Below are 19,421 nucleotides of genomic sequence, written 5' to 3' on the forward strand. Positions count from 1 at the left end.
GCGCGGGGGTGGCGCTACCGGTTGATCACGAACTGCGAGCCGGGTTCGATCAGCACGTCCCCTTCGGCCGAACCGGTGATGGTGACGTCCGTGAGCGTGGCGCTGCCGCGGGCGCCGCCCATGGCGAGGATGCCGGACCCGTTGTTGGACCTGTCGATGGTGACGCCCGTGATCCGGGCGTCCGGCACCGCTCCCCCGCCCGACTTGAACTGGATGCCGTCGTAGGTGGAGTCGTGGATGTCGGTGTCCCGGATGACCACACCCGGGATGTCCGGGCCCTGGGCGAACAGGGTGATCGCCCCGAACTCCTGGTCCTCGTTCCAGAAGGCACCACCGGTGCGGTACAGGCCGTTGTCGGCGATGAGCGTCCGCCCGGAGAAGGGCAGGGGGTCGTGGTCGGTCGCCAGCATGATGCCCGGGTAGTTCATCGTGTCCTGGACGAGGTTGCTCTCGATGGTGTTGCCGTGGCCTCCGTAGATCGCGATGCCGTTGGCGCGCCAGGGCAGTTGGACGGTGTTGTTGCGGAAGTGGTTGTCGTGGCCGATGTCGACCGACGGGTCCTTGACGTACTTGCTCGCCCAGACGGCGAGCGCGTCGTCGCCGGTGTTGCGGAACGACGAGTTCTCCACCTCGGAATTGCGTGTTCCGTTGGCGAGGTTGATGCCGTCCGCGTAGGTGTCGCGGATCCGCATGCCGCTGAAGCGCAGTCCGTCGGCCGGGCCCCACAGTTCGGGGATGTTGCTGTGGTCGCGGCCCACCCAGACCCCGACGTTGGCGTGTTCGATCCACACATTGCTGATCTTCGTGTTCTTGCCGAACCGGCCGTTGAGGCCGACCCCGCCCTCGGCTCCGCCGTCGCCGCCGCGGATGGTGCCCGAGCCGAAGATCGCGATGTCCGAGATCCGGGTGTTGTCGTCGATGTCGAAGCCGAAGTTTCCCTCGTGCGGGTGGTTGATGCCGCCCGCCTGGTGCGGTGGCGTCAGCGTGTGGAGCTGGGAGTGCCACATGCCGGCGCCGCGGACGGTGACGTCGCGGATGCCGACCTGGTTGTACTGGCCGCGGTTCAGCGGGTCGTCCGTGAGGATCTTCTGCTCCTGGCGCCACTGGCCCGGTGGGATCCACACGCAGTCGATCCGCCCGTTCTGGTCGGCGGTCACGGCGCGCTGGAGGGCGTCGGTGTCGTCGATGCCGTCGTTGGGAACGGCGCCGTACTCCGTGATGGAGATGCATCCGGCGGGCTTGTCGGCGGGCGGGGCCACCTGCTCCAGGTCGACCAGGTCGACGACGTGGAAGGCGGCGGTGTCACCGGCGTCGCGCTGCAGCCGGAAGACGGTGCCCGCCGGGTAGGTCGCGCCGAGCAGCGCGTGGGACTCGTCGAACAGGCGGCGGGCGTCGCCCTGCGGGGTGTTGGTGAGTCCCTCGGGGGCGTCGGTGTCGCCGTACAGCCAGCTGTGCTTGGAGCTGAGGCCGATCTTCCGCACGAACTCGCCGTCGGCGTAGAGGCTGAGGGTGGCCTCGGCGCCTCCCCCGCCCGGGGCGTCCGGGACGGAGTTGCGTACGACGATCGAGTTGGTCGGGCCGCTGGAGGTGAACTGGACGTACTGGCCGGTGGAGTCGAGGCGGACCGACTCGCGTCCGGAGGACTCGGTGGCGAAGTTGGTGTGGCCGAAGGTCCGCTTGGCGTCGGCGGTGAGGAGGGTGCCCCGGTACGTGCCGTCCTCCGCCTCGTACTCGGTGTACGGCACGGCGGCGCCGCGGCCGACCACGATCGGGCGGGTGAGGACGTTGTTGTCCTCGTCGGTCTCGTCGACGGTGTCCGTGGCGTCCGCGGTGGCGGTGAGGAGGCTCGCGCCGGCGGTGGCGGTCCAGGCGCCGTCGACGGCGACCTCGGCGGTGGCGCCCGCGGCGATCGTCCCCGTCGTTCCGTCGAGGGTTGTGCCGCCGACGGCGAGACGGGTCACGGAGCCGGCGGGGGCCGGTGAGGTGCCCCGGTTGTGCACGGAGACGGTGAAGGACACCGGCGCGCCCGTGGCGGGGTTCGCCGGGTCGGTCCTGATGCTCCGGACCTCCAGGTCGGGGCCCGGGCTCTGCGCGACGGTCAGCTTGTCGGTCGCGGTGCGGCTGTTGTTGGTGTCGTCCTGCTCGGGGACGGTGTCGGTGGGGTCGACCACGGCGGACACGGTGTGACTGCCCCGGGCGCGCCTGCCGACGTCCACGGAGACGGTCGTGGAGGCTCCCGCGGCGAGCGCTCCGACGGGGGCGCTGCCCGCGACGGTGCCCTCCAGGCTGACGTCGACGGTGACGGCGGCGGACGCGGCCGTCCCCGCGTTGCGCACGGTCGCGCGGACGGTGACGGCGTCCGTCTCGGTGGGCGACGCGGGCGTCCACGAGAGGTCGGGGACGACCAGGTCGGGGTGGGGGGCGGCGGTGCCGACGACCTGCAACTCGGCCACCTGGGCGCCGTATCCGCTGGTGTTGTGCGTGAACCTCAGCCGCACCTCGGCGTGGCGGCCGGTGACCGGGATGGTGACGGTGTTGCCGCCCGCGCCGGGGTCGAAGGTGTGGTCGGCGCGGGCCTTGATCGAGGTGAAGGTGCCCGACGCCCGCTCGCGTGCGAGGACCTCGATGCTCTGGGTCCGTTTCGCCCAGGCCGCCTCGGGGTTGAGCTTGACCACGACCGCGTCGAGGTCAGCGTCGGCACCCAGGTCGACCGTGAGGGTGGCGGGGTGGCCGGTGGACTCCCAGTAGGTGTCCAGCCGCCCGTCGTTGGCGTTGGCCGCCACGAACGAGTGAATTGTGGAGGAGGCTTCGACCGGTTTGCCGAGCGCCAGGTCGGTGCCGTCGGCCGGCGGTCCCTCCGGGTTGCCGCCGTCGTCACCGCCGTAGACCTCGATCTCCGACAACTGGGCGGCGTTCCAACCGGTGTTGGCGCTCACCCGGACGCGGATGTGGCGCACGTCGCGGGCGGGGAAGCCGACGGTGACCGTGTTGCCGCCGTCGGGGTCGAAGCGGTGGGTGGCGGAACCGGACAGCGTGGTGAAGGTGGAGCCGTCGGTGCTGCCCTCGACGGAGAAGGTCTGGGTGCGGGCCTCCCAGGCGGTGGGCAGCTCGAGGACCACCTGCTCGGCCTCGACGGTGCCACCGAGGTCGACGCGGATCCACTGCGGGAAGGCCCCTGCCGGGCCCTCCCAGTAGCTCAGCCGGCTGCCGTCGGTCACCTGGGCGGCGGGATGGCCGGCGTGGGAGCCGCCGGCCGTGACGCTCTTGCCGAGCGCCAGGTTGGGGCCACGGACCGCTTTCGACGCGGCGGTGGCCGTACCGGGTTGGAGGCCGACGGCGACCAGGCCGGCCAGGAGCAGGCCGGTGATCGTCCGTGAGCCGAAACGCTTCCGTCTCATGAAGTCCTCGTTCCACGGCGGGTGCTGGGGGTGACCAACCGGACAATCGGTGCTCCTGCCACGGATTGCCATGGTCAAGTATGGATTTTGCGCGGGGGAGTTCATTTCTTGCGACTTCCGGATTGAAGCTTCCGGCTCGCGCCCCTCTTGTCAATGGCGTGCACACAACGTCCTCGAGGGCCGCGCCGCCCCTCGCGCCGCGTGAGAACGTCAACCGGTGACCGCGCAGAAGAAACGGTCAACCGCACTCGGCCGTACCATGGCTGGCCACCGGGGGAACCAACAGGCAGAAAGGGGCACCGCCATGTCCGAGAACTCGACCGCGGCCACCGACCTCACATCGCAGTACTCCGCTCAGGTCGCGGGTGATCTCGAGCGCAACGTCAAGGAGCAGGAGCGAGTCACCGCGGAGATCGCGGCGCTGCAGGAGCAGTTGACCGTGCTTCAGCACGACCACACCCTCCTGGTGAACATGCGGCAGGCGCTGGGCCTCGCCTCGGCGCCCGCCGAGGCCGTGGGCACGCCCGAGCCCGTGGCCGTGAGCACCTCGCAGCCGGTGAACACGCCGGAGGCCGTGGAGGCACCGGAGGCCGACACGGCGCCGGGCGGTGCGACCGTGCCGGCGCCGCGCAAGAAGGGCGGGGCCCGGCCGGCGGCCACGTCGAACGAGGAGAAGCCGAAGCGGGCGAGGAAGACGGCCGCGCGCACCGCGTCGGGGAAGTCCGCCTCATCAGGGAAGTCCACGCGCAAGCCGCCCGCCGCGAAGACGGAGAGGCCCAAGACGGAGAAGCCCAAGACGGAGAGGCCCAAGACGGACGGCCCCAAGCTGGTCGAGCTCGTCCGCCGGCACCTGGAGGAGCAGAACGAGCCCCGCTCGGCGGCGGAGGTCGCCGGCGCGCTCGGGCAGGCCCACCCCGAGCGCGCCATCAAGACCACGGTCGTGCGCAGCACCCTGGAGGGCCTCGTCGCCCGCAACCAGGCCCAGCGCACCAAGCAGGGCTCATCGGTCTTCTACACCACGCCCGACAGCGCCGAGCAGGCCCCGAAGAGCGACGACGACGCGCGGTCCTGACGTCGCGTCCCGGCCGCTCACCGCTCCGTGTGACGCACCTCCACCGGCTCGAAGGTGATCCGGGTACGGGCCGTGCCGCCGGCCCAGACGACCTCGACCGCCCCGTCGTCCACCCGGACCTCCTCGACCGCCTCCGGCAGGGGCGCGGCGTCCGCGTCCGCCGTGAGGGAGGCCAGACCGACGTGCACGGAAGTGCCCGCACAACTGCCGGTGAGGCGCGGGACGCGGGCCCAGCGGGTCCAGGCCGTGCCCTGGGGGGCGCGGACCGGGCCGGGGGACGGGTCGTCCCAGCCGTACAGGCCGTACAGGGCGGAGACCAGCGGCTCCTCGGGGCCGGTGGCCCAGCCGGTGTGGGTGAGCCGGGCCCCCTCCGGCGCCCCCACCACGCGGTGCACGCGCAGTTCGTGACGGCCGCGCGCCACCGTCACGCTCTCCACCCGCAGGCCCGGGACCATCGGCGGACCGCCGGCGAACACGGGGCGGTGCCACGAGGCCGCCCAGCCCCAGCCGTCGCCGTGCCCCGCGCCCAGGGGGTGGATGCGGCGGCGCACACTGTGCCGGCCACCGGTCTCCACCGACAGGTGGTTGTCGGCGACGTTCCCCGGTGCGGTGGGGCCGGTGCGGGTGGAGTAGGCCTGGCGCCCGTAGTGCGGGTCGTCCCCGTCCGCCGTCTCGCCCTCGTGCGGGCGCACGTGGTCGCTGCCGTGGTTGTGCAGCCGTACGATCCCGTCGGCCCGCGTCGCCTGGACGAGCAGCCCCGGCGCCGGCAGCGCCAGTACGCGGTCGGACTCCTCCACCGGTGCCGGCTCCTCGCGGGCCGTCCAGAACGCGTGGCCGGCGGGGGCGAGCAGCGCGACGAACGCCTTCGACGCCCAGTACGGTGACGCCGGGCCGGAGTAGCCCTGCAGACCGGCCTCGTGCGGGCCGTACCAGCCCAGGCCCAGCAGTCCGTCGGCGGTCAGCGCGCCCCGGTCCAGGAAGTGGCGCAGGCTGCCGCTGGCGATGCGGCGGGAGGCGCCCGGGGTCAGCGGGGTGTGGCCGGTGACGGCGCCCAGCGAGACGGCCGCCGAGGCGGCGAAGCGGTACGTCAGCGACCGGCCGAAGTGCAGCGGCGCCCCGTCCGCGCCGAACATCAGGGCGTAGCCCTCCAGGTGGGCGCGGAGCCGTTCGCCGTGGTGGGCCGACGCCCCCTCGTCGCCCGCGAGGTGGGCGTCGAGGACCGGGTACAGGTGCAGGGCCCAGCCGTTGTAGTGGTCGAAGGCGCGTCCGTCCCCGTCGGCGTACCAGCCGTCGCCCCGGTACCAGCTCTCCAGCAGGTCCAGCGCCCGCCGCCGGGCCGCCGCCGTCTCGGCGTCGCCGCGTCCGACGGACTCCAGGAACCCGGCCACCGTGTACGGGAAGAGGTACCAGTTGTTGGGCGCCGGGGTGTGCCGCAGCGCCCCGCGCAGCCACTCCTCCGCCCGGTCCTGCACACCGGCGTCGAGCCGCTTCCACAGCCAGGGCGCGGTCAGCCGCAGGCCGAGCGCGACGGACGCCGACTCGACCATCGGCTGGCCCTGCACGTCGTGGTCGAGGATCAGCGGCCAGGACTCGGTGTCGTCGCGGCCCGGGGTGCGGGTGCCGGCGGCGAGTCCGCTCGCGTACCGCTCCAGCAGGCCGTGCGGGTCGTCCCCGTCCGCGCCCGCGACGCGGAAGGCGGCGGCGAGGAACGTCCTGGCGTAGCCCTCGAGTCCGTCGGAGCGCACTCCCGAGCGGGAGGGGCGTCCCGGCAGGTCCAGCAGCGCGCAGCCGGGGGTGCTCCAGCGCCAGGCCGCCGTGAGGAGCCCATCCGCCACGGCTTCCCAGTGGGCGCGGGTGTAACCGGTGCGGGGGCTGATGTCGTGGTCGTCGGCGGGCAGTTCGAAGGGGTCGCTCATGCCAGGAAGGCCAGCCTTTCGCGTCGTACGGGGTGGAGGAAGCCCTCGCCGGAGGTCCAGCGCGCGATCTCGGAGAGGGCGAGATCGGCCAGCCGGCGCCACTCGTTGCCCTGGGAGCCGGCGAGGTGGGGGGTGAGGAGGACGTTGTCGCACTCCCACAACGGGTGTTCGGGCGGCAGGACTTCGGGATCGGTCACGTCGAGCACGGCGCGGATGCGGCCGGCCAGCGCGGCGTCGGTGAGCGCCTCCTGGTCGACGACCGCGCCGCGCGCGGTGTTGATCAGTACGGCGTCGGGGCGCATGGAGTCGATCAGTTCACGGTCGACCAGGCCGCGGGTCTCGGGCAGCAGCGGGGTGTGCACGCTGACCGTGTCGCCGCGCCGGAACAGTTCCGCCAGCCCCACGCGCTCGACGCCCAGTTCCTTCGCCCCGGCCTCGTCGACGAACGGGTCGTACAGCAGCACGTCGACGTCGTGCGGGCGCAGCAGGTCGATGACCCGGCGGCCGATGAGGGAGGCCGACAGGACGCCGACGGTGCGGCGGTGGCTGCCGACCGAGCGGGAGGTGCGCAGCCAGTCCGGCCGGGTACGGGAGGCGCGGTAGTCGCGCGCGCTCTCCAGGGCCCGCTTGGCGGTGAGCAGGATCATGGCGAGGGTGTACTCGGCGACCGGGACGGCGTTGGCCGCGGCGGCGGAGGACACCTCGACGCCGCGTTCCCAGCAGGCGTCGGTGACATGGCCGCGTACGCTGCCCGCGGTGTGCACGACGGCCCGCAGCCGGGGCGCCGCGCGCAGGACGTCCGCGTCCAGGGGCGGGCAGCCCCAGCCGGTGACCAGCAGGTCGACGTCGGCGAGCACGGTGCGGGCGCGGGGCGTGGTCAGGTCGTCCAGGACCGGGAGCGGTGCGAGGTCGCACAGCGCGGCGAGGGCCGCGAGCGACTCGTCGTCGAGGACCGCCGAGGCGACGTCCGGGGACATGGCCAGTGCGGCGCGGGGGCGGGGGCCGGGCGTGGACTCGGTCATGGTGGCGGCGGAACTCCTTGTGCGGGCGGGGTCACTTCACGGCACCGGCGGTCAGACCGCTGCGCCAGAAGCGCTGGAGCAGGGTGAAGGCGAGGATGAGCGGCAGCACGGCGAGCAGGGACCCCATGATGACGACGGGGTAGTACTCCGGCGAGACGGACGCGGAGCTGTTCCACTGGTACAGGCCGAGGCTGACGGGATACAGGTCCTGGTCGGACAGCATCACCATGGGCAGGAAGAAGTTGTTCCAGATCGCGGTCAGCTGGAAGAGGAAGACGGTGACCAGGCCGGGGCCGAGCATCCTGAACGCCACCCGGACGTAGGTGGTCAGCTCGCCGGCCCCGTCCACGCGGGCCGCCTCCAGCACCTCGTCGGGCACGTAGCCCCGCGCGAAGACGCGGCCGAGGTAGACGCCGAAGGGGTTGAACAGCACCGGGACGAACACCGCCCAGAAGGTGTTGACCAGGCCGGCCCCGGAGGCCATCAGGTACAGCGGCAGCGCGAGCACCGTCTGCGGCACCATGACCGCCGCCAGGACCAGGCCGAACAGCTTCTCCTTGTGCCGGAAGCGGTACTTGTCGAAGGCGTAGCCGCAGGCCACGCTGACCAGCGCGCCGAGGGCGGCGCCGAGGACCGCGTACAGCAGGCTGTTGACGTACCAGCGGCCGTACAGGCCGCCGTCCATGGCGAACAGGTCCTCGAGGTTCCGCAGGAAGGAGAAGTCGCTCAGGGACAGCAGGTCGCTGCCGAACAGCGCGTCGCGGTTCTTCGAGGCTGCCAGCACCAGCCACAGCACCGGCAGCAGCGTGTAGAGCACGGAGACCGCGACGACCACGTTGACGGTGGCGCGGCCCAGCAGCCTCGGGCGGAGCGGGGAGCTGTCGGCGGCGCTCATCGGGCCTCCCGGGAGACGTCGGCGCGGCTGGTGAAGCGGGTGACGCCGTAGGACAGGGCGATGGTGCAGACGAGCAGGACGACCGAGGCGGCCGCCGCGAGGCTGTAGTTGTTGCGGGTGAAGGCCGCGTCGTAGATGTACATGCTCGGCGAGAACCGCGAGTTGATCATCGGCGACGACTGGTTGAGCAGCATCGGCTCGGTGAAGAGCTGGAGCGCCCAGATCAGGGTGAAGATCGCCACCATGACGATGGAGGCGCGCACCAGCGGTGTCTTGACCTGGAGCGCGGTGCGCACCGGTCCCGCGCCGTCCACCACGGACGCCTCGATCACCTCGCGGGGCACGGCCTGCAGTGCGGCGTAGAAGACCACCATGTTGTAGCCGAGGTTGCTCCACAGCGCGATGTTCACGATGGACGGGATCACCGTGTGCACGCCGAGGAAGTCGATCGTGATGTCGCCCTGGGCGAACAGCTCGATGACCGGGCTGATGCCGGGCGTGTACAGGTACAGCCAGATCAGCGCCGCGATGATGCCGGGCACCGCGTGCGGCAGGAACAGGCCGAGCTGGGCGAAGGCGCGCAGCCGGACCACGCCGGAGTCCAGCAGCAGGGCGAGGGCGAGCGCGCCGACGACCATGAGCGGGATGTAGATCAGGCAGTACAGGGCGACCGTGCCGAGCCCGCCGAGGAAGGTCGGGTCGGTCAGGACGGCGGCGTAGGAGCGCAGGCCCACGAAGACGGTGCGCTCGGGGCCGAAGCCGAGGCCGGGCTGGTCGTCGCTGTAGAAGCTGAGGTACACGGCCGTGCCGACGGGGATCAGGAAGACGGTGACCAGCAGGGCGAAGAACGGCGTCATCAGGACGCCCGCGGCGGTCAGCCGGCGGCGCCTGGCCGCTCTGCGGGCACGCGGACCCGACGCGGAGGGGGCCGGGGCACCGGCGCGGGAAGCACCGCCCGGCCCCCGGGTGCGGGTGGTCGTGGTCATGGGGTGTCACCTGCCTTTCGTCGGCTCAGGTGCTGTGCTGGGTGGTGGACAGGCCGAGGGCCCTCAGGTCGGGCATGGTGCCCTCCTGGGCGGTGCGCAGGGACTCGACGAGGGTGCCCCGGCCGCCGCCGACGCGGGCGAAGGCGTCCTGCATGACCTTCTGCGTCGCGCTCATCCGCGGTCCCCAGAGCCAGTTCTCGCCGATCTTCCCGGCCTCCTGCTCGAACAGGCCGTAGATGTCCTGCCCGCCGTAGTACGAGCGGTCGAACGCGTCGCGGCCCACCGCGACCAGGCCGGGCGCGGCCGGGTACTGGCTGCTGGTGCCGCTGGACAGGCGGGCGCGCAGGGCGTCGGGGTGGGAGACCTGCCACTCGATGAACTCCATGGCGGCCTCGGGATGCCGGCTGTCCTTGGTGACCGCGAAGGTCGAGCCGCCGTGCGTGCCGACGGAGGGGCTGCCGGTGTCCCACTGCGGCAGCGGCGCGATCCGCCACTGTCCCTTCTGTCCCGGCCGCGCGTTCATCTGCGCGCCGGCGTCCCAGGCGCCGCTGAGTCGGGTGAGGACCAGGCCGCCTCCGATCTGGGCGTCGGACTGACGGCTCTCGACGGCGTTGACGAAGACGTCCTCGCGGTCGATGAGCCGCTGCCAGTAGTCGGCGACCTTCCGCGAGGGCGCGTCCGCGAGGGAGACGTTCCAGGCGCCGCGCGAGGTGTCGAACCATCGGGCGCCGGCCTGCCAGGCGTACGCGGCGAACTGGGTCATGCCGTCGGTGGGGAACAGCACCAGCCGCCGGTCGGGGGCTTCGCGGCGGACGGTCGCGGCCTGCTCGGCGTACTCGTCCCAGGTGCGGGCGACCCGCAGCCCGTACCGGTCGAACAGGTCGGCGCGGTAGTGCATCACCATCGGCTCGACGTCCAGCGGCACGCTGAACACCCGGCCCTCGAAGGTGGTCAGCCCGAGCGCCTGCGGCAGCAGCTTGCGGCGCAGGCGCTCGCCGACCAGGTCGGTGATGTCGCGGGCGACGCCGTCGATGGCGTACCCGGGGACCTGCGGGTATTCGATGGTGGCGACGTCGGGGGCGTTGCCGGCCCGGGCGGCGTTGCTCAGCTTGGCGTAGCCGCCCTGCCCGCCGGAGGGGATCTGCTGGAACTCCACCCGGACGGTCCGGTGGGTGCGGTTGAACGCGTCGACCACCTCCTGGCTGCCGCGCAGGGCGGACCAGAAGGTGATGCGCGTGGTGGTGCCCGTGCGCGCCGACGGGGCACCGTTCTCCCCGCTGCAGGCGCTCACGGCTCCTGTCAGCGGTACGGCGGCCGTCGCGGCGAGCACGGAGCGACGACTGGGTCGTCCGGGCATGGTGCCTCCCGCGGCTCCTGCGTGTCCGGGGACACGGCTGTTCGGGACACGGGAATCCTCAACGCGCGACCGGCAAACGGTCAATAGATCGATCAGAAGAAAATGAAACGTTCAAACGCTCATCCGTGTTGTCCGGCTGTGCCGGCCCACGCCCGGGTCGATCCGCGCACCCTCAGCGCCGGCAGCAGTTCGGTCCGCCGCACCGGTCCCCCGGCGCCGTGCGGTGCGGCGAGCCGCTGGAGCAGCAGCTCCGCCGCGGCCCGGCCGACGTCGGCCTTGGGCGGGGCGACGGCCGTCAGCGGCGGGGTCCCGAGCCCGGCCACCACGTCGTCGTACGCCACGACCGAGCAGTCCTCCGGCACCCGTACGCCGCTGTCCGCCAGCCGCTGTACGAGCATCAGCGCGTCCACGTCCCCGTGCAGCACCGCCGCCGTGGCCCCCACCTCGCTCAGCAGCGCGGGCAGCTCCGCCGTCTCCCGGGCCGTGTACGGGCCGTCGTGACCGGCCTCCGGGGCGCACAACGTCCACGCCCACTCCTCCACCAGCGGATGCGCGCCTGCGATCCGGGCGCACGCGGACCGCAGGGTGCGCGCGGTGGGGCTGTCGTCGCGGGTGGCGAACACGATCCGCCGGTGGCCGAGCCCCACCAGGTGCTGCACGGCGAGATGGACGCCGTAGGCGTGGTCGGAGCAGACCGAGTCCATCGCGTGCAGCGCGCCGCCCGGCCGGGGGCGCCGCTCCATCAGGACCGCGGGCACGTCCAGCGCGGCGAGCCAGCCGTAGTCGCCCTCCTCGTCGGCCCGGGTGCGCCAGCGGGGGGCCAGCAGCAGGCCCGCGGCGCCGTCCGCGAGGGCCCGTTCCACCAGCGGCCGCTCGGCGCCGGCCACCTGCGGCGCGATGTGCAGCGCGATCCGCTTGCCGGCCGCCTCGAGCACCGAGCGGGCGCCGTGCAGCGACTCGTACAGGTAGCTGTGCCGCTCCGGGACGACGACGGCCACCGCCTCGCCGTCCGGCGCCGGGGCGGCCGACAGGTCCTGGGCGGCGAGGGCGGAGCGCACGACGCCGTGGCCGCGCCGCAGCCGGCCCTCGCGGGCCAGCTCCTCCACGTCCCGCCGCACCGTCACCACCGACACCTGGAGTTCGGCGGCGAGGTCGCTCACCCGCGCCGAACCCCGGGACTCGACGGCCGCCAGGATCCGCTGCCTCCTGAGCTCGACCGGCTCCCGCATGAGGCCCCTCCCCGCACCTGAATGTTCGTTTGAACGATACGGGCATCATAACGATCGTCAGCCGCTCCGGGCCTTGGCCGTCCGGCCGGGCCCCGCGCGGTGGAGAGGCCCGCGTGACCGCCGCCGACGATCAGGATCTCCCGCCCGGTGTCCTCCGTTCCTGGTCCGTCACCCCGACGACCGGACAGGACACCGGGACCTGACACGCGCGGGGCGCCCGGACCTGTGCGGCCGGTCGCGCGGACCGGTGCGGGCCGGACGCCGGCGGTCAGCCGCGCGCCGCGGCGAGGGGGCGTGGCCGTTCAGCCGAGGGCGGTCACCTCGACGGCGAGGTCGTTGTCGACCGTGTAGTAGGGGCGCACCGCGGCCCCGCCCGCGGTGACCTGCGGATACACGAACACTCCCTTGCGGTCCGCCACGTCGTCGAGGAGGCGGCCGACCCGGGTGAGCGGCGCGTCGGGGGCGGGGCGGAGGAACACGTCCCAGATCCGGCTGCCGGAGGCCACGAGGTCCGCGCAGGCGACGGTGAAGGCGAAGCCGCCGCCCTCCGCCCGCCGTACCGGGACGCCGTGCAGGGTGTCCTTGGTGCCCCGCAACCGCAGCACGGCCTCCGCCCCTTCGGAGAGTCCGGCTCCGTGCAGCCGGGCGCGGACCGTCATCGTCCCGTCGGCGATCTCCACGGGGCCCGCCTCCGCGTGGGCGGTGCGCAGCCAGGTCCGTATCGCGAGGAAGCCGTCCTTGGTGGCGTACGGCACCCGGACGGCCACCGGTGACGGCCGGTCGGGCGGGCCGCCGTCGACGAGCACCCGCAGGTCCCGCAGGCCGGGGCGCAGCCGCTCCCGTGCGGCGTCCGGACCGGGCAGCAGATACGTGTCCCAGCGGCCCTCCGCGAGCCGGGGCAGCGGCTCGAGCACGGCGCGGAACTCACCGTCGTCGCCGTGGGGTTCGAGGTCGAGGGTGTGGGTGGTCTCCTCGGGCCGGCCCTTCTTGGGGCGCAGCACCAGCAGCAGCCGGGGGTGCGTGGCGGTCGGCGGCCGCAGGCGGAAGGTGATCCGGCCGTCGGCGTCGAGGGAACAGTGGGTGCGCGGGGCCGTGTTCATCGGCGTCCCTTCCGTACGGTGCGCAGCGCGTTCGACGCGGCGGCGCGGGCGAGGTCGCGGGCGGCGTGGCCCCGGCTGACGAGGGTGTGCTGTATTCCGCCGTGCTCCGGGGTGCCGTGCCGTCCGCCGCCGCGGGCCTCGATCGCGTCCTGGAAGAGACGCTCGGCCTGGGCCACGACCGGGCCGGGGGCGAACCGGTGCGCGTTGGCCACGGCCGCCTCGCCCATGCGGCGGCGGCGCTCGTCGTCGCGTATCAGGTCGAGGAGGGCCGCGGCGAAGGCCGCGCCGTCCCCGACCGGCACCAGCCGGCCGTCCTCGCCGTCCTTGATGATCTCGCCGGGTCCGTAGGGGCAGTCGGTGCTGACGAAGGGCAGTCCGCAGCGCATCGCCTCGACGAGGGTCATGCCGAACGGCTCGAAGTTCGAGGCGGCCGCGCCGATCGAGCCCTTGACCCACTCGGCCTCCATGGGGATCGCCGCACCCATGAGGAAGACGTTGTTCCACAGGCCGAGCGTCTCGATCAGGGCGCGCAGCCGGTCCTGTTCCTCGCCCTTGCCGTAGATGCGCAGCTGCCAGTCGGGGTGTTCGGCGACCACCCGGGCGAACGCCTCGATGATCAGGTCGAACCGTTTCACCGGGACCAGCCGGCCCGCCGCGACCACGACCTTGGCGGTGCCGTCGGCGGCGGGCAGCACGGGGTCGGGGACGCTGTTCGGGAGGGCCTCCACCCGCACGCCGGGCAGCCGCATCTTGCGCCGGTAGGAGTCGGCGTCGGCCTCCGTGACGGTGGTGAGCACGTCGAGCCGGCGGTAGGCGCGGCGCAGCGCGGTGCGCAGCGCGGGCGGATGGTTGTCCAGGGTGAGGTGCTCCTGGCCGACGCGTACGACGTGCTCCGGGGCCTGGAGGGCGAGGTGCACGTTGAGTCCCGGCCGGGTGCCGATGACGACGTCGGCGTCGATGTCCGCCAGGCACTCGGCGATCCGCTCGTCCGTCAGTTCGCTGTACTGGTGGTGGCGGTACTCGGCGGCGGGGAACACCTTGGCGGGTCTGCCGTGCAGCGGGTGGTCCTTCTCCCGCCGCAGATCCACCAGCGCCCGCAGGCGCACTCCGGGGTGCGGTGTGAGGTTGGGGTGCTCCCGGTGCCTCAGTACCGAGACGATCTCCACGTCGTGCCGTTCGGCCAGGGCTGCCGCCAGGTTGAACGTGGTGGTGATCGTGCCTCCGATCCCGTAGGCGTTGTGGATCAGAAAAGAGATCTTCATAGCGGTCCAGACCGCATACGACGTTCAGGAGTTGTCTGCTGTTATCAGTTTGTGGCCGCGATGATCATTGTTGTTGAACTGCCGTATTCCCGCGCTGGATACGCATGCCGGGCCGGCGGCGGTGGACGGTGAGGTAGGTCAGGCCCTCGGGGCCGGCGGTGAGGCTTCGGGCGGACCCGTGCGGAAGCCAGGTCAGCGCGCCGGCGGAAAGGGCGTGAGGGCCGTCGGGGGCGGTGAGGGTGCCGTGGCCGGCGAGGACCAGCAGGAGGACGTCGAGGTCGGGCTCGCGGTGGGTGTCGACCCCGCGTCCGGGCGGGATGCGTACGACGTTGGCGTCGAGTTGGCGGCCCGGCTCGGCGAGCCGCCACAGGGCACCGGCGGACGCGTCGTCGAGGGCGGCCAGGGCGGCCGTGTCGCACAGGACCCGCGGGAGCGGGAGGTCCTCGCCGGGGGTGTCACTGCTTTCCGACGTCATGAGAGGTCACCGTCCCGGGTGCGTGGACGCGCCGGCCGTCCCGGTCGCCTTTCAAATGCGAAACTAACATGCAGATTTGGGTGGTGCCGGTCACGGTCCGCCGTCCACCGCCCACCCGAGCGGGTACGGCTGCGGCTCGGCGGCGGGGGGCTCGCCGCCGGCCTCGTTGAACGCGGTGAGGGCGCCGACCAGCGCCGCCCGCTGCGGTGGGGCCAGCCGCTCGACGATCGCGGCGATCTCGGCGCGGCGCCGTGCGGTGACGTCCTCGACCGTGCGCCGGCCCTCACCGGTGAGCCGCAGCAGGGTCTCCCGGCGGTTGGCGGGGTTGGTCTGCCGGTCGGCGAGGCCGGCCGCGATCAGCCGGTCGACCATGCGCATCGCGGTGGACGGGGCGACGTGGAGCAGGTCGGCGAGCGTGACCAGCTTGGTGGCGCCGCGGGTGGAGAGCACCATCAGCATCCGGAACTGCGGCAGCGTCACCCGGTCCTCGACCGCGGCGAGGGAGCGCGCGGACACCGCCACCAGCAGCCGCGAGGCGGTCAGCACCGCACGGGTGACCGCCTCGACGTCGTCACTGGCCCCGCCGGGGGGCTCGTCCGGATGCATGTGTCCTTTGTACCTCGCGGTGATCGCCGCCCGCCCACCCGGTGGGCGCGGACTCCGCGTCCTGGTGGCGGTGGTAACGCAGGAGGAGCATCGCGGCGTCGTCGCCGGGCGGTCCTCCCGTGTGCTGGACCAGGTCCTCGTGCAGGGCCTCCAGGGCGCGGTGCGCGTCGGGTTCCTTCAGCAGGTGCGTGCGCTCACCCAGCGGGTAGAAGCGTCCGTCCCGGTCGCGGGCCTCGGTGACGCCGTCGGTGTAGAGCAGCAGTTGTTCGCCCGGGGCGAACGCCACCCGGTAGGGCTCCGGTCCCCCGGAGCCGTGCGCGGACAGGCCCAGCGGCAGCGCGAACGACGGCGGCTCCGGGAAGTCGGTGCCGCCGTCGCGGCGCAGCAGCATCGGGGCCGGATGGCCGTAGTTGAGGAGGACGACCTCCTGGTCGGCGCCGATCTCCGCGAGGATCGCGGTGACGAACCGCTCGTCCTCCAGCTCCCGGGCCACGCTGCGCTCCACCCGCTCGCCCAGCCTGACGAGGTCCGGCTCGTCGTAGGCGGCCTCCCGGAAGGCGCCGAGGACCACGGCGGCCGTCTCCACGGCGGCCAGGCCCTTGCCCTGCACGTCGCCGAGGATGACCCGGACGCCGTGCGGCGAGGCCACCACCTCGTAGAGGTCACCGCCGATCCGCGCCTCGGCGACGGCGGACGTGTAGGACACGGCCGCCTGTACGGGGCCGACGGTCAGCGGCACCGGCCGCAGCAGCACCCGCTGGGCGACCTCGGCGATCGACCGCACCCCGGCCAGTTCCGCCTCCCGGCGCGAGCGCATCACCGCGGCGGCGACGCCGACACCGGTGACCCCGGCGACCGACGCCATGGCGGTGTAACCGCGGCGCGCCGGGAACAGCTCGTTGTACAGGCCCAGCCCGGCGCAGAGCAGCAGCGCCAGGACGCCGATCACCGCCGTGCGGCGCCAGCCGCCGACCAGGCCGGCGAAGGCGGGTCCCAGCGACACCAGCGGGAGCAGTCCGACCCCCGGACCGGCCACGACGTCGACGACCGCGATCACCGCCATCACCACGATCGGCATCCAGGACAGCACCCACTGGGCCGATGGGTTCGGTGGCGGTCTCTCGTCGGTCATGTCCTGCTCCAGCGGTGTCGAGGGCAGTCGGGAGCCGCCCGGTTCCTCCGCGGGCGCCCCTCCCCCACCTTTAGACTATGCAAAGGTCGGCCGCTCCCCGCTCCCCCGGGCGGGCCTTTATCCGATCGAGTCCGCACCCGGGCCGCACCGTCTCAGCCGTATGTTCGGTCCCGCGGGCCGCTGTTCACCCGATTTTGCGCTGTGCAATCATCCTGGTGGGATCCTCGGGAGGAATGAACGGACGTGACCGCGCAGAGGCCGGACGACGGCGGAACGCCCAAGGAGCGGGACGACGGTACGCCGTCGCTGCCCGAGGACGTCTGGCAGCGGTTCCTCACCGACAACGAGCGCGCCATCCGGGCCACCGCCCCCAGGGAGCCCTCCGCGCTGCAGCGGACGCGCGCCGGCGGTGGTGTGCCGCGGGAGGACGCCGGCGTCGAGGCGGTCGGTGAGCTGTGGCATCCGGACGATCCGTGGGACGGCCCGTCCTGGCGGGAGATGGACCGGCGCGCCCGGCTGCGCCGCGTCGGCCGCGTGGTGGGCACGGCCGCCGCGATCGCCCTGGCGCTGGGCGCCTGGTCGCAGCTGTCCACCGGTGCGGGCACACCGGACGGGAAGCCCGGCGACACCGTTCTGCAGCAGTCGGAGGAGGCGCCGGCGGAGCTGCCCACGGCGACGTCCCTGTCGCCGGAACTCGCCTCCCCGCCCCCGTCCGCCCCCGGCCTGCGGGCCGGCTGACGCGCCCCGGCCCCCGTGACGGGTGACCGGGGCGTGCCCGACGGGGTGCGGCTCAGTCGCCCAGTGCCGCGAGGACCACGGCCTTGGCCTCCTCCTGCACCCGGCGGAGGTGGTCGGGCCCCTGGAAGGACTCGGCGTAGATCTTGTACACGTCCTCGGTGCCGGAGGGACGGGCGGCGAACCAGGCGCTGTCCGTGGTCACCTTGATGCCCCCGATGGACGCGCCGTTGCCCGGTGCCTCGGTGAGCACCGCGGTGACCGCCTCCCCGGCCAGGGTGTCCGCGGTGACCTGGGCGGGAGACAGCTTCGCGAGACGGGCCTTCTCCTCACGGGTCGCCGGGGCGTCGATCCGCTCGTAGGCGGGCTCGCCGAAGCGGGAGGTGAGCGCGGCGTAGTGCGCGGAGGGCGTCTTCCCGGTGACGGCCGTGATCTCGGAGGCGAGCAGCGCCAGGATGATGCCGTCCTTGTCGGTGGTCCACACCGAGCCGTCCCGGCGCAGGAAGGAGGCGCCGGCCGACTCCTCACCGCCGAAGCCGAGGGTGCCGCCGGCCAGTCCGTCCACGAACCACTTGAAACCGACGGGCACCTCGACGAGTTCGCGCTTCAGGTCGGCGGCGACCCGGTCGATCATCGCGGAGGAGACCAGGGTCTTGCCGACACCGGCGGCGGACGGCCACTGCTCGCGGTGCGCGTACAGGTAGCCGATCGCCGTGGCGAGGTAGTGGTTGGGGTTCATCAGCCCGGCGTCCGGGGTGACGATCCCGTGCCGGTCGGCGTCCGCGTCGTTGCCGGTGGCGATGTCGAAGCGGTCCCGCTGCCCGATGAGGGACGCCATGGCGTGCGGCGACGAGCAGTCCATCCGGATCTTCCCGTCCCAGTCCAGCGTCATGAACCGCCAGGTGGGGTCGGTCAGCGGGTTGACCACGGTGAGGTCGAGGCGGTGCTGTTCGGCGATCCGGCCCCAGTACGCGACGGACGCCCCGCCCAGCGGGTCGGCGCCGATCCGTACGCCGGCCGCGCGGATCGCGTCCAGGTCCAGCACGCTGGGCAGGTCCGCGACATAGGTGCCGAGGAAGTCGTGACGGCCGGTGCCGGGGGCGGTCAGGGCGCGGGCGTACGGGATGCGGCGGACGTCCTTGAGACCGCCCCGGATGATGTCGTTGGCCCGGTCCTGGATCCAGCCGGTGGCGTCCGAGCCCGCGGGGCCGCCGCTGGGCGGGTTGTACTTGAACCCGCCGTCGGCGGGCGGGTTGTGGGACGGGGTGACGACGACGCCGTCCGCGAGGCCCGTGGTGCGGCCCCGGTTGTGGGTGAGGATCGCGTGCGAGACCGCCGGGGTCGGGGTGTAGCCGTCGGCGCTGTCGATGAGCACCGTGACCCCGTTGGCCGCGAACACCTCCAGGGCGGTGACCCGCGCGGGTTCGGACAGCGCGTGGGTGTCGGCGCCGAGGAAGAGGGGCCCGTCGGTGCCCTGGCCGGCGCGGTACTCGCAGATGGCCTGGCTGGTCGCGGCGATGTGGTCCTCGTTGAACGCGGCCGCCAGGGACGAGCCGCGGTGCCCCGACGTCCCGAAGGCGACGCGCTGCCCCGGGTCGTCGGGGTCGGGGTGCAGTGCGTAGTACGCCGTGACCAGCCGAGCGACGTCGACGAGATCCTCCGGGCCGGCCGGGCCGCCCGCTCGCTCGTGCTGCATGTACCCACTCCTCCGCATGGGTTGATTCTTCGCTTGCGGAGACATCTTTCCTCTTCGGGGCCGCACCGCGCGAGTGGGACCCGGCTCCGCGCCGCCCCGGTGTCAGATCCGGCCGCCGGTCATCCGGGTGAGGGGGCCGTGGGTGTGGCGTTCGGCGCGCCGGCCCACCGCGTAGGAGGCGGCGGTCAGGGCGGTCAGGCCGGCCGCGGCGCCGGCGGCGACGAGCCTGCGGTTGGCGATGACCGTCCAGGCGGTCTTGGCCCCGGCGGCGACCTGGCCCGAGGTGGCGACGACCGCGCGGCGGCCCGCCTCGACGCCCTTGGCCGCGGTCTGCGCGGCGCCGCTCGCCGCCCTGGCCGCCCGCTCGGCGCCCGCCGCGGCCCCTGAGGCGGCGTCACCCGCCTTGCTGGCGGCGTTTCCTGCCGCCCGCCCGGCGGGGGCGGTCGCCTTGTCCGCGGTCTCCCGTGCCTTGGTCGCGGCGGACCGGGGGGACGTGGTCTTCTGCTGCGCGTTCTTGTTCTGTTCGCTCATGGACACCGC

The 19,421-nt window shown here is 73.2% G+C and carries 16 protein-coding genes; 2 read left to right on the top strand and 14 right to left on the bottom strand.

Going from position 1 to position 19,421, the window contains the following annotated elements:
• Positions 1 to 14 precede the first annotated feature (14 nt).
• Positions 15 to 3,398 (bottom strand): CARDB domain-containing protein, encoded by a 3,384-nt coding sequence (locus AB0A94_RS16410; RefSeq protein WP_361744784.1) that lies wholly within the window; start codon positions 3,396 to 3,398, stop codon positions 15 to 17.
• Between the two features lie 304 nt (positions 3,399 to 3,702).
• Between AB0A94_RS16410 and AB0A94_RS16415 the strand changes: the two genes are divergently transcribed.
• Positions 3,703 to 4,470, top strand: coding sequence for a hypothetical protein (locus tag AB0A94_RS16415; RefSeq protein ID WP_361744786.1), 768 nt, complete (start codon positions 3,703 to 3,705; stop codon positions 4,468 to 4,470).
• A 17-nt stretch (positions 4,471 to 4,487) separates the two neighbouring features.
• On the opposite strand, the gene AB0A94_RS16420 is transcribed toward AB0A94_RS16415, so the two are convergent.
• From AB0A94_RS16420 to AB0A94_RS16470, 11 genes are all read right to left on the bottom strand, one after another.
• The gene (locus AB0A94_RS16420; RefSeq protein WP_361744788.1) at positions 4,488 to 6,386 is read right to left on the bottom strand and encodes a DUF2264 domain-containing protein; all 1,899 of its coding nucleotides are present in this window, start codon (positions 6,384 to 6,386) and stop codon (positions 4,488 to 4,490) included.
• Positions 6,383 to 7,408 carry a hydroxyacid dehydrogenase gene (locus AB0A94_RS16425; RefSeq protein ID WP_361744790.1) on the bottom strand — a complete coding sequence of 342 codons (1,026 nt, stop codon included), beginning with the start codon at positions 7,406 to 7,408 and terminating at the stop codon, positions 6,383 to 6,385. The genes AB0A94_RS16420 and AB0A94_RS16425 overlap by 4 nt, the downstream gene beginning before the upstream one ends.
• 31 nt (positions 7,409 to 7,439) lie before the next feature.
• Complete coding sequence (locus AB0A94_RS16430; RefSeq protein ID WP_361744792.1) at positions 7,440 to 8,303, bottom strand: carbohydrate ABC transporter permease; 864 nt, start codon at positions 8,301 to 8,303, stop codon at positions 7,440 to 7,442.
• Positions 8,300 to 9,289, bottom strand: a complete 990-nt coding sequence (locus tag AB0A94_RS16435; protein ID WP_361744794.1) for a sugar ABC transporter permease — start codon at positions 9,287 to 9,289, stop codon at positions 8,300 to 8,302. The genes AB0A94_RS16430 and AB0A94_RS16435 overlap by 4 nt, the downstream gene beginning before the upstream one ends.
• A gap of 25 nt (positions 9,290 to 9,314) precedes the next feature.
• On the bottom strand, positions 9,315 to 10,646 hold the full coding sequence (locus tag AB0A94_RS16440; protein WP_361744796.1) for a sugar ABC transporter substrate-binding protein: 1,332 nt from the start codon (positions 10,644 to 10,646) through the stop codon (positions 9,315 to 9,317).
• A gap of 119 nt (positions 10,647 to 10,765) precedes the next feature.
• A complete protein-coding gene (locus AB0A94_RS16445; protein WP_361744798.1) occupies positions 10,766 to 11,875 on the bottom strand; it encodes a substrate-binding domain-containing protein in 1,110 nt (369 codons plus the stop codon).
• Between the two features lie 302 nt (positions 11,876 to 12,177).
• Positions 12,178 to 12,975, bottom strand: a complete 798-nt coding sequence (locus AB0A94_RS16450) for a transferase (RefSeq protein ID WP_361744800.1) — start codon at positions 12,973 to 12,975, stop codon at positions 12,178 to 12,180.
• The gene (locus AB0A94_RS16455) at positions 12,972 to 14,237 is read right to left on the bottom strand and encodes a glycosyltransferase family 4 protein (RefSeq protein ID WP_361744802.1); all 1,266 of its coding nucleotides are present in this window, start codon (positions 14,235 to 14,237) and stop codon (positions 12,972 to 12,974) included. The genes AB0A94_RS16450 and AB0A94_RS16455 overlap by 4 nt, the downstream gene beginning before the upstream one ends.
• Positions 14,238 to 14,301: 64 nt before the next feature.
• The gene (locus AB0A94_RS16460; RefSeq protein ID WP_361744804.1) at positions 14,302 to 14,712 is read right to left on the bottom strand and encodes a hypothetical protein; all 411 of its coding nucleotides are present in this window, start codon (positions 14,710 to 14,712) and stop codon (positions 14,302 to 14,304) included.
• A gap of 90 nt (positions 14,713 to 14,802) precedes the next feature.
• Complete coding sequence (locus AB0A94_RS16465; protein WP_361744806.1) at positions 14,803 to 15,318, bottom strand: MarR family transcriptional regulator; 516 nt, start codon at positions 15,316 to 15,318, stop codon at positions 14,803 to 14,805.
• The gene (locus AB0A94_RS16470) at positions 15,284 to 16,450 is read right to left on the bottom strand and encodes a PP2C family protein-serine/threonine phosphatase (protein ID WP_361744808.1); all 1,167 of its coding nucleotides are present in this window, start codon (positions 16,448 to 16,450) and stop codon (positions 15,284 to 15,286) included. Before AB0A94_RS16470 ends, AB0A94_RS16465 begins: the two co-directional genes overlap by 35 nt.
• A 243-nt stretch (positions 16,451 to 16,693) precedes the next feature.
• Here AB0A94_RS16470 and AB0A94_RS16475 point away from each other — a divergent pair, with 243 nt between their 5' ends.
• Positions 16,694 to 17,188 carry a hypothetical protein gene (locus AB0A94_RS16475; protein ID WP_361744810.1) on the top strand — a complete coding sequence of 165 codons (495 nt, stop codon included), beginning with the start codon at positions 16,694 to 16,696 and terminating at the stop codon, positions 17,186 to 17,188.
• 52 nt (positions 17,189 to 17,240) lie between these two features.
• Here AB0A94_RS16475 and pgm read toward each other — a convergent pair whose 3' ends face one another.
• Positions 17,241 to 18,881 carry a phosphoglucomutase (alpha-D-glucose-1,6-bisphosphate-dependent) gene (gene pgm, locus AB0A94_RS16480; protein ID WP_361744812.1) on the bottom strand — a complete coding sequence of 547 codons (1,641 nt, stop codon included), beginning with the start codon at positions 18,879 to 18,881 and terminating at the stop codon, positions 17,241 to 17,243.
• Between the two features lie 102 nt (positions 18,882 to 18,983).
• Complete coding sequence (locus AB0A94_RS16485) at positions 18,984 to 19,412, bottom strand: hypothetical protein (RefSeq protein WP_361744814.1); 429 nt, start codon at positions 19,410 to 19,412, stop codon at positions 18,984 to 18,986.
• Positions 19,413 to 19,421 lie beyond the last annotated feature (9 nt).

The organism is Streptomyces sp. NPDC044984 (assembly GCF_040646935.1).
Lineage (GTDB): Bacteria > Actinomycetota > Actinomycetes > Streptomycetales > Streptomycetaceae > Streptomyces.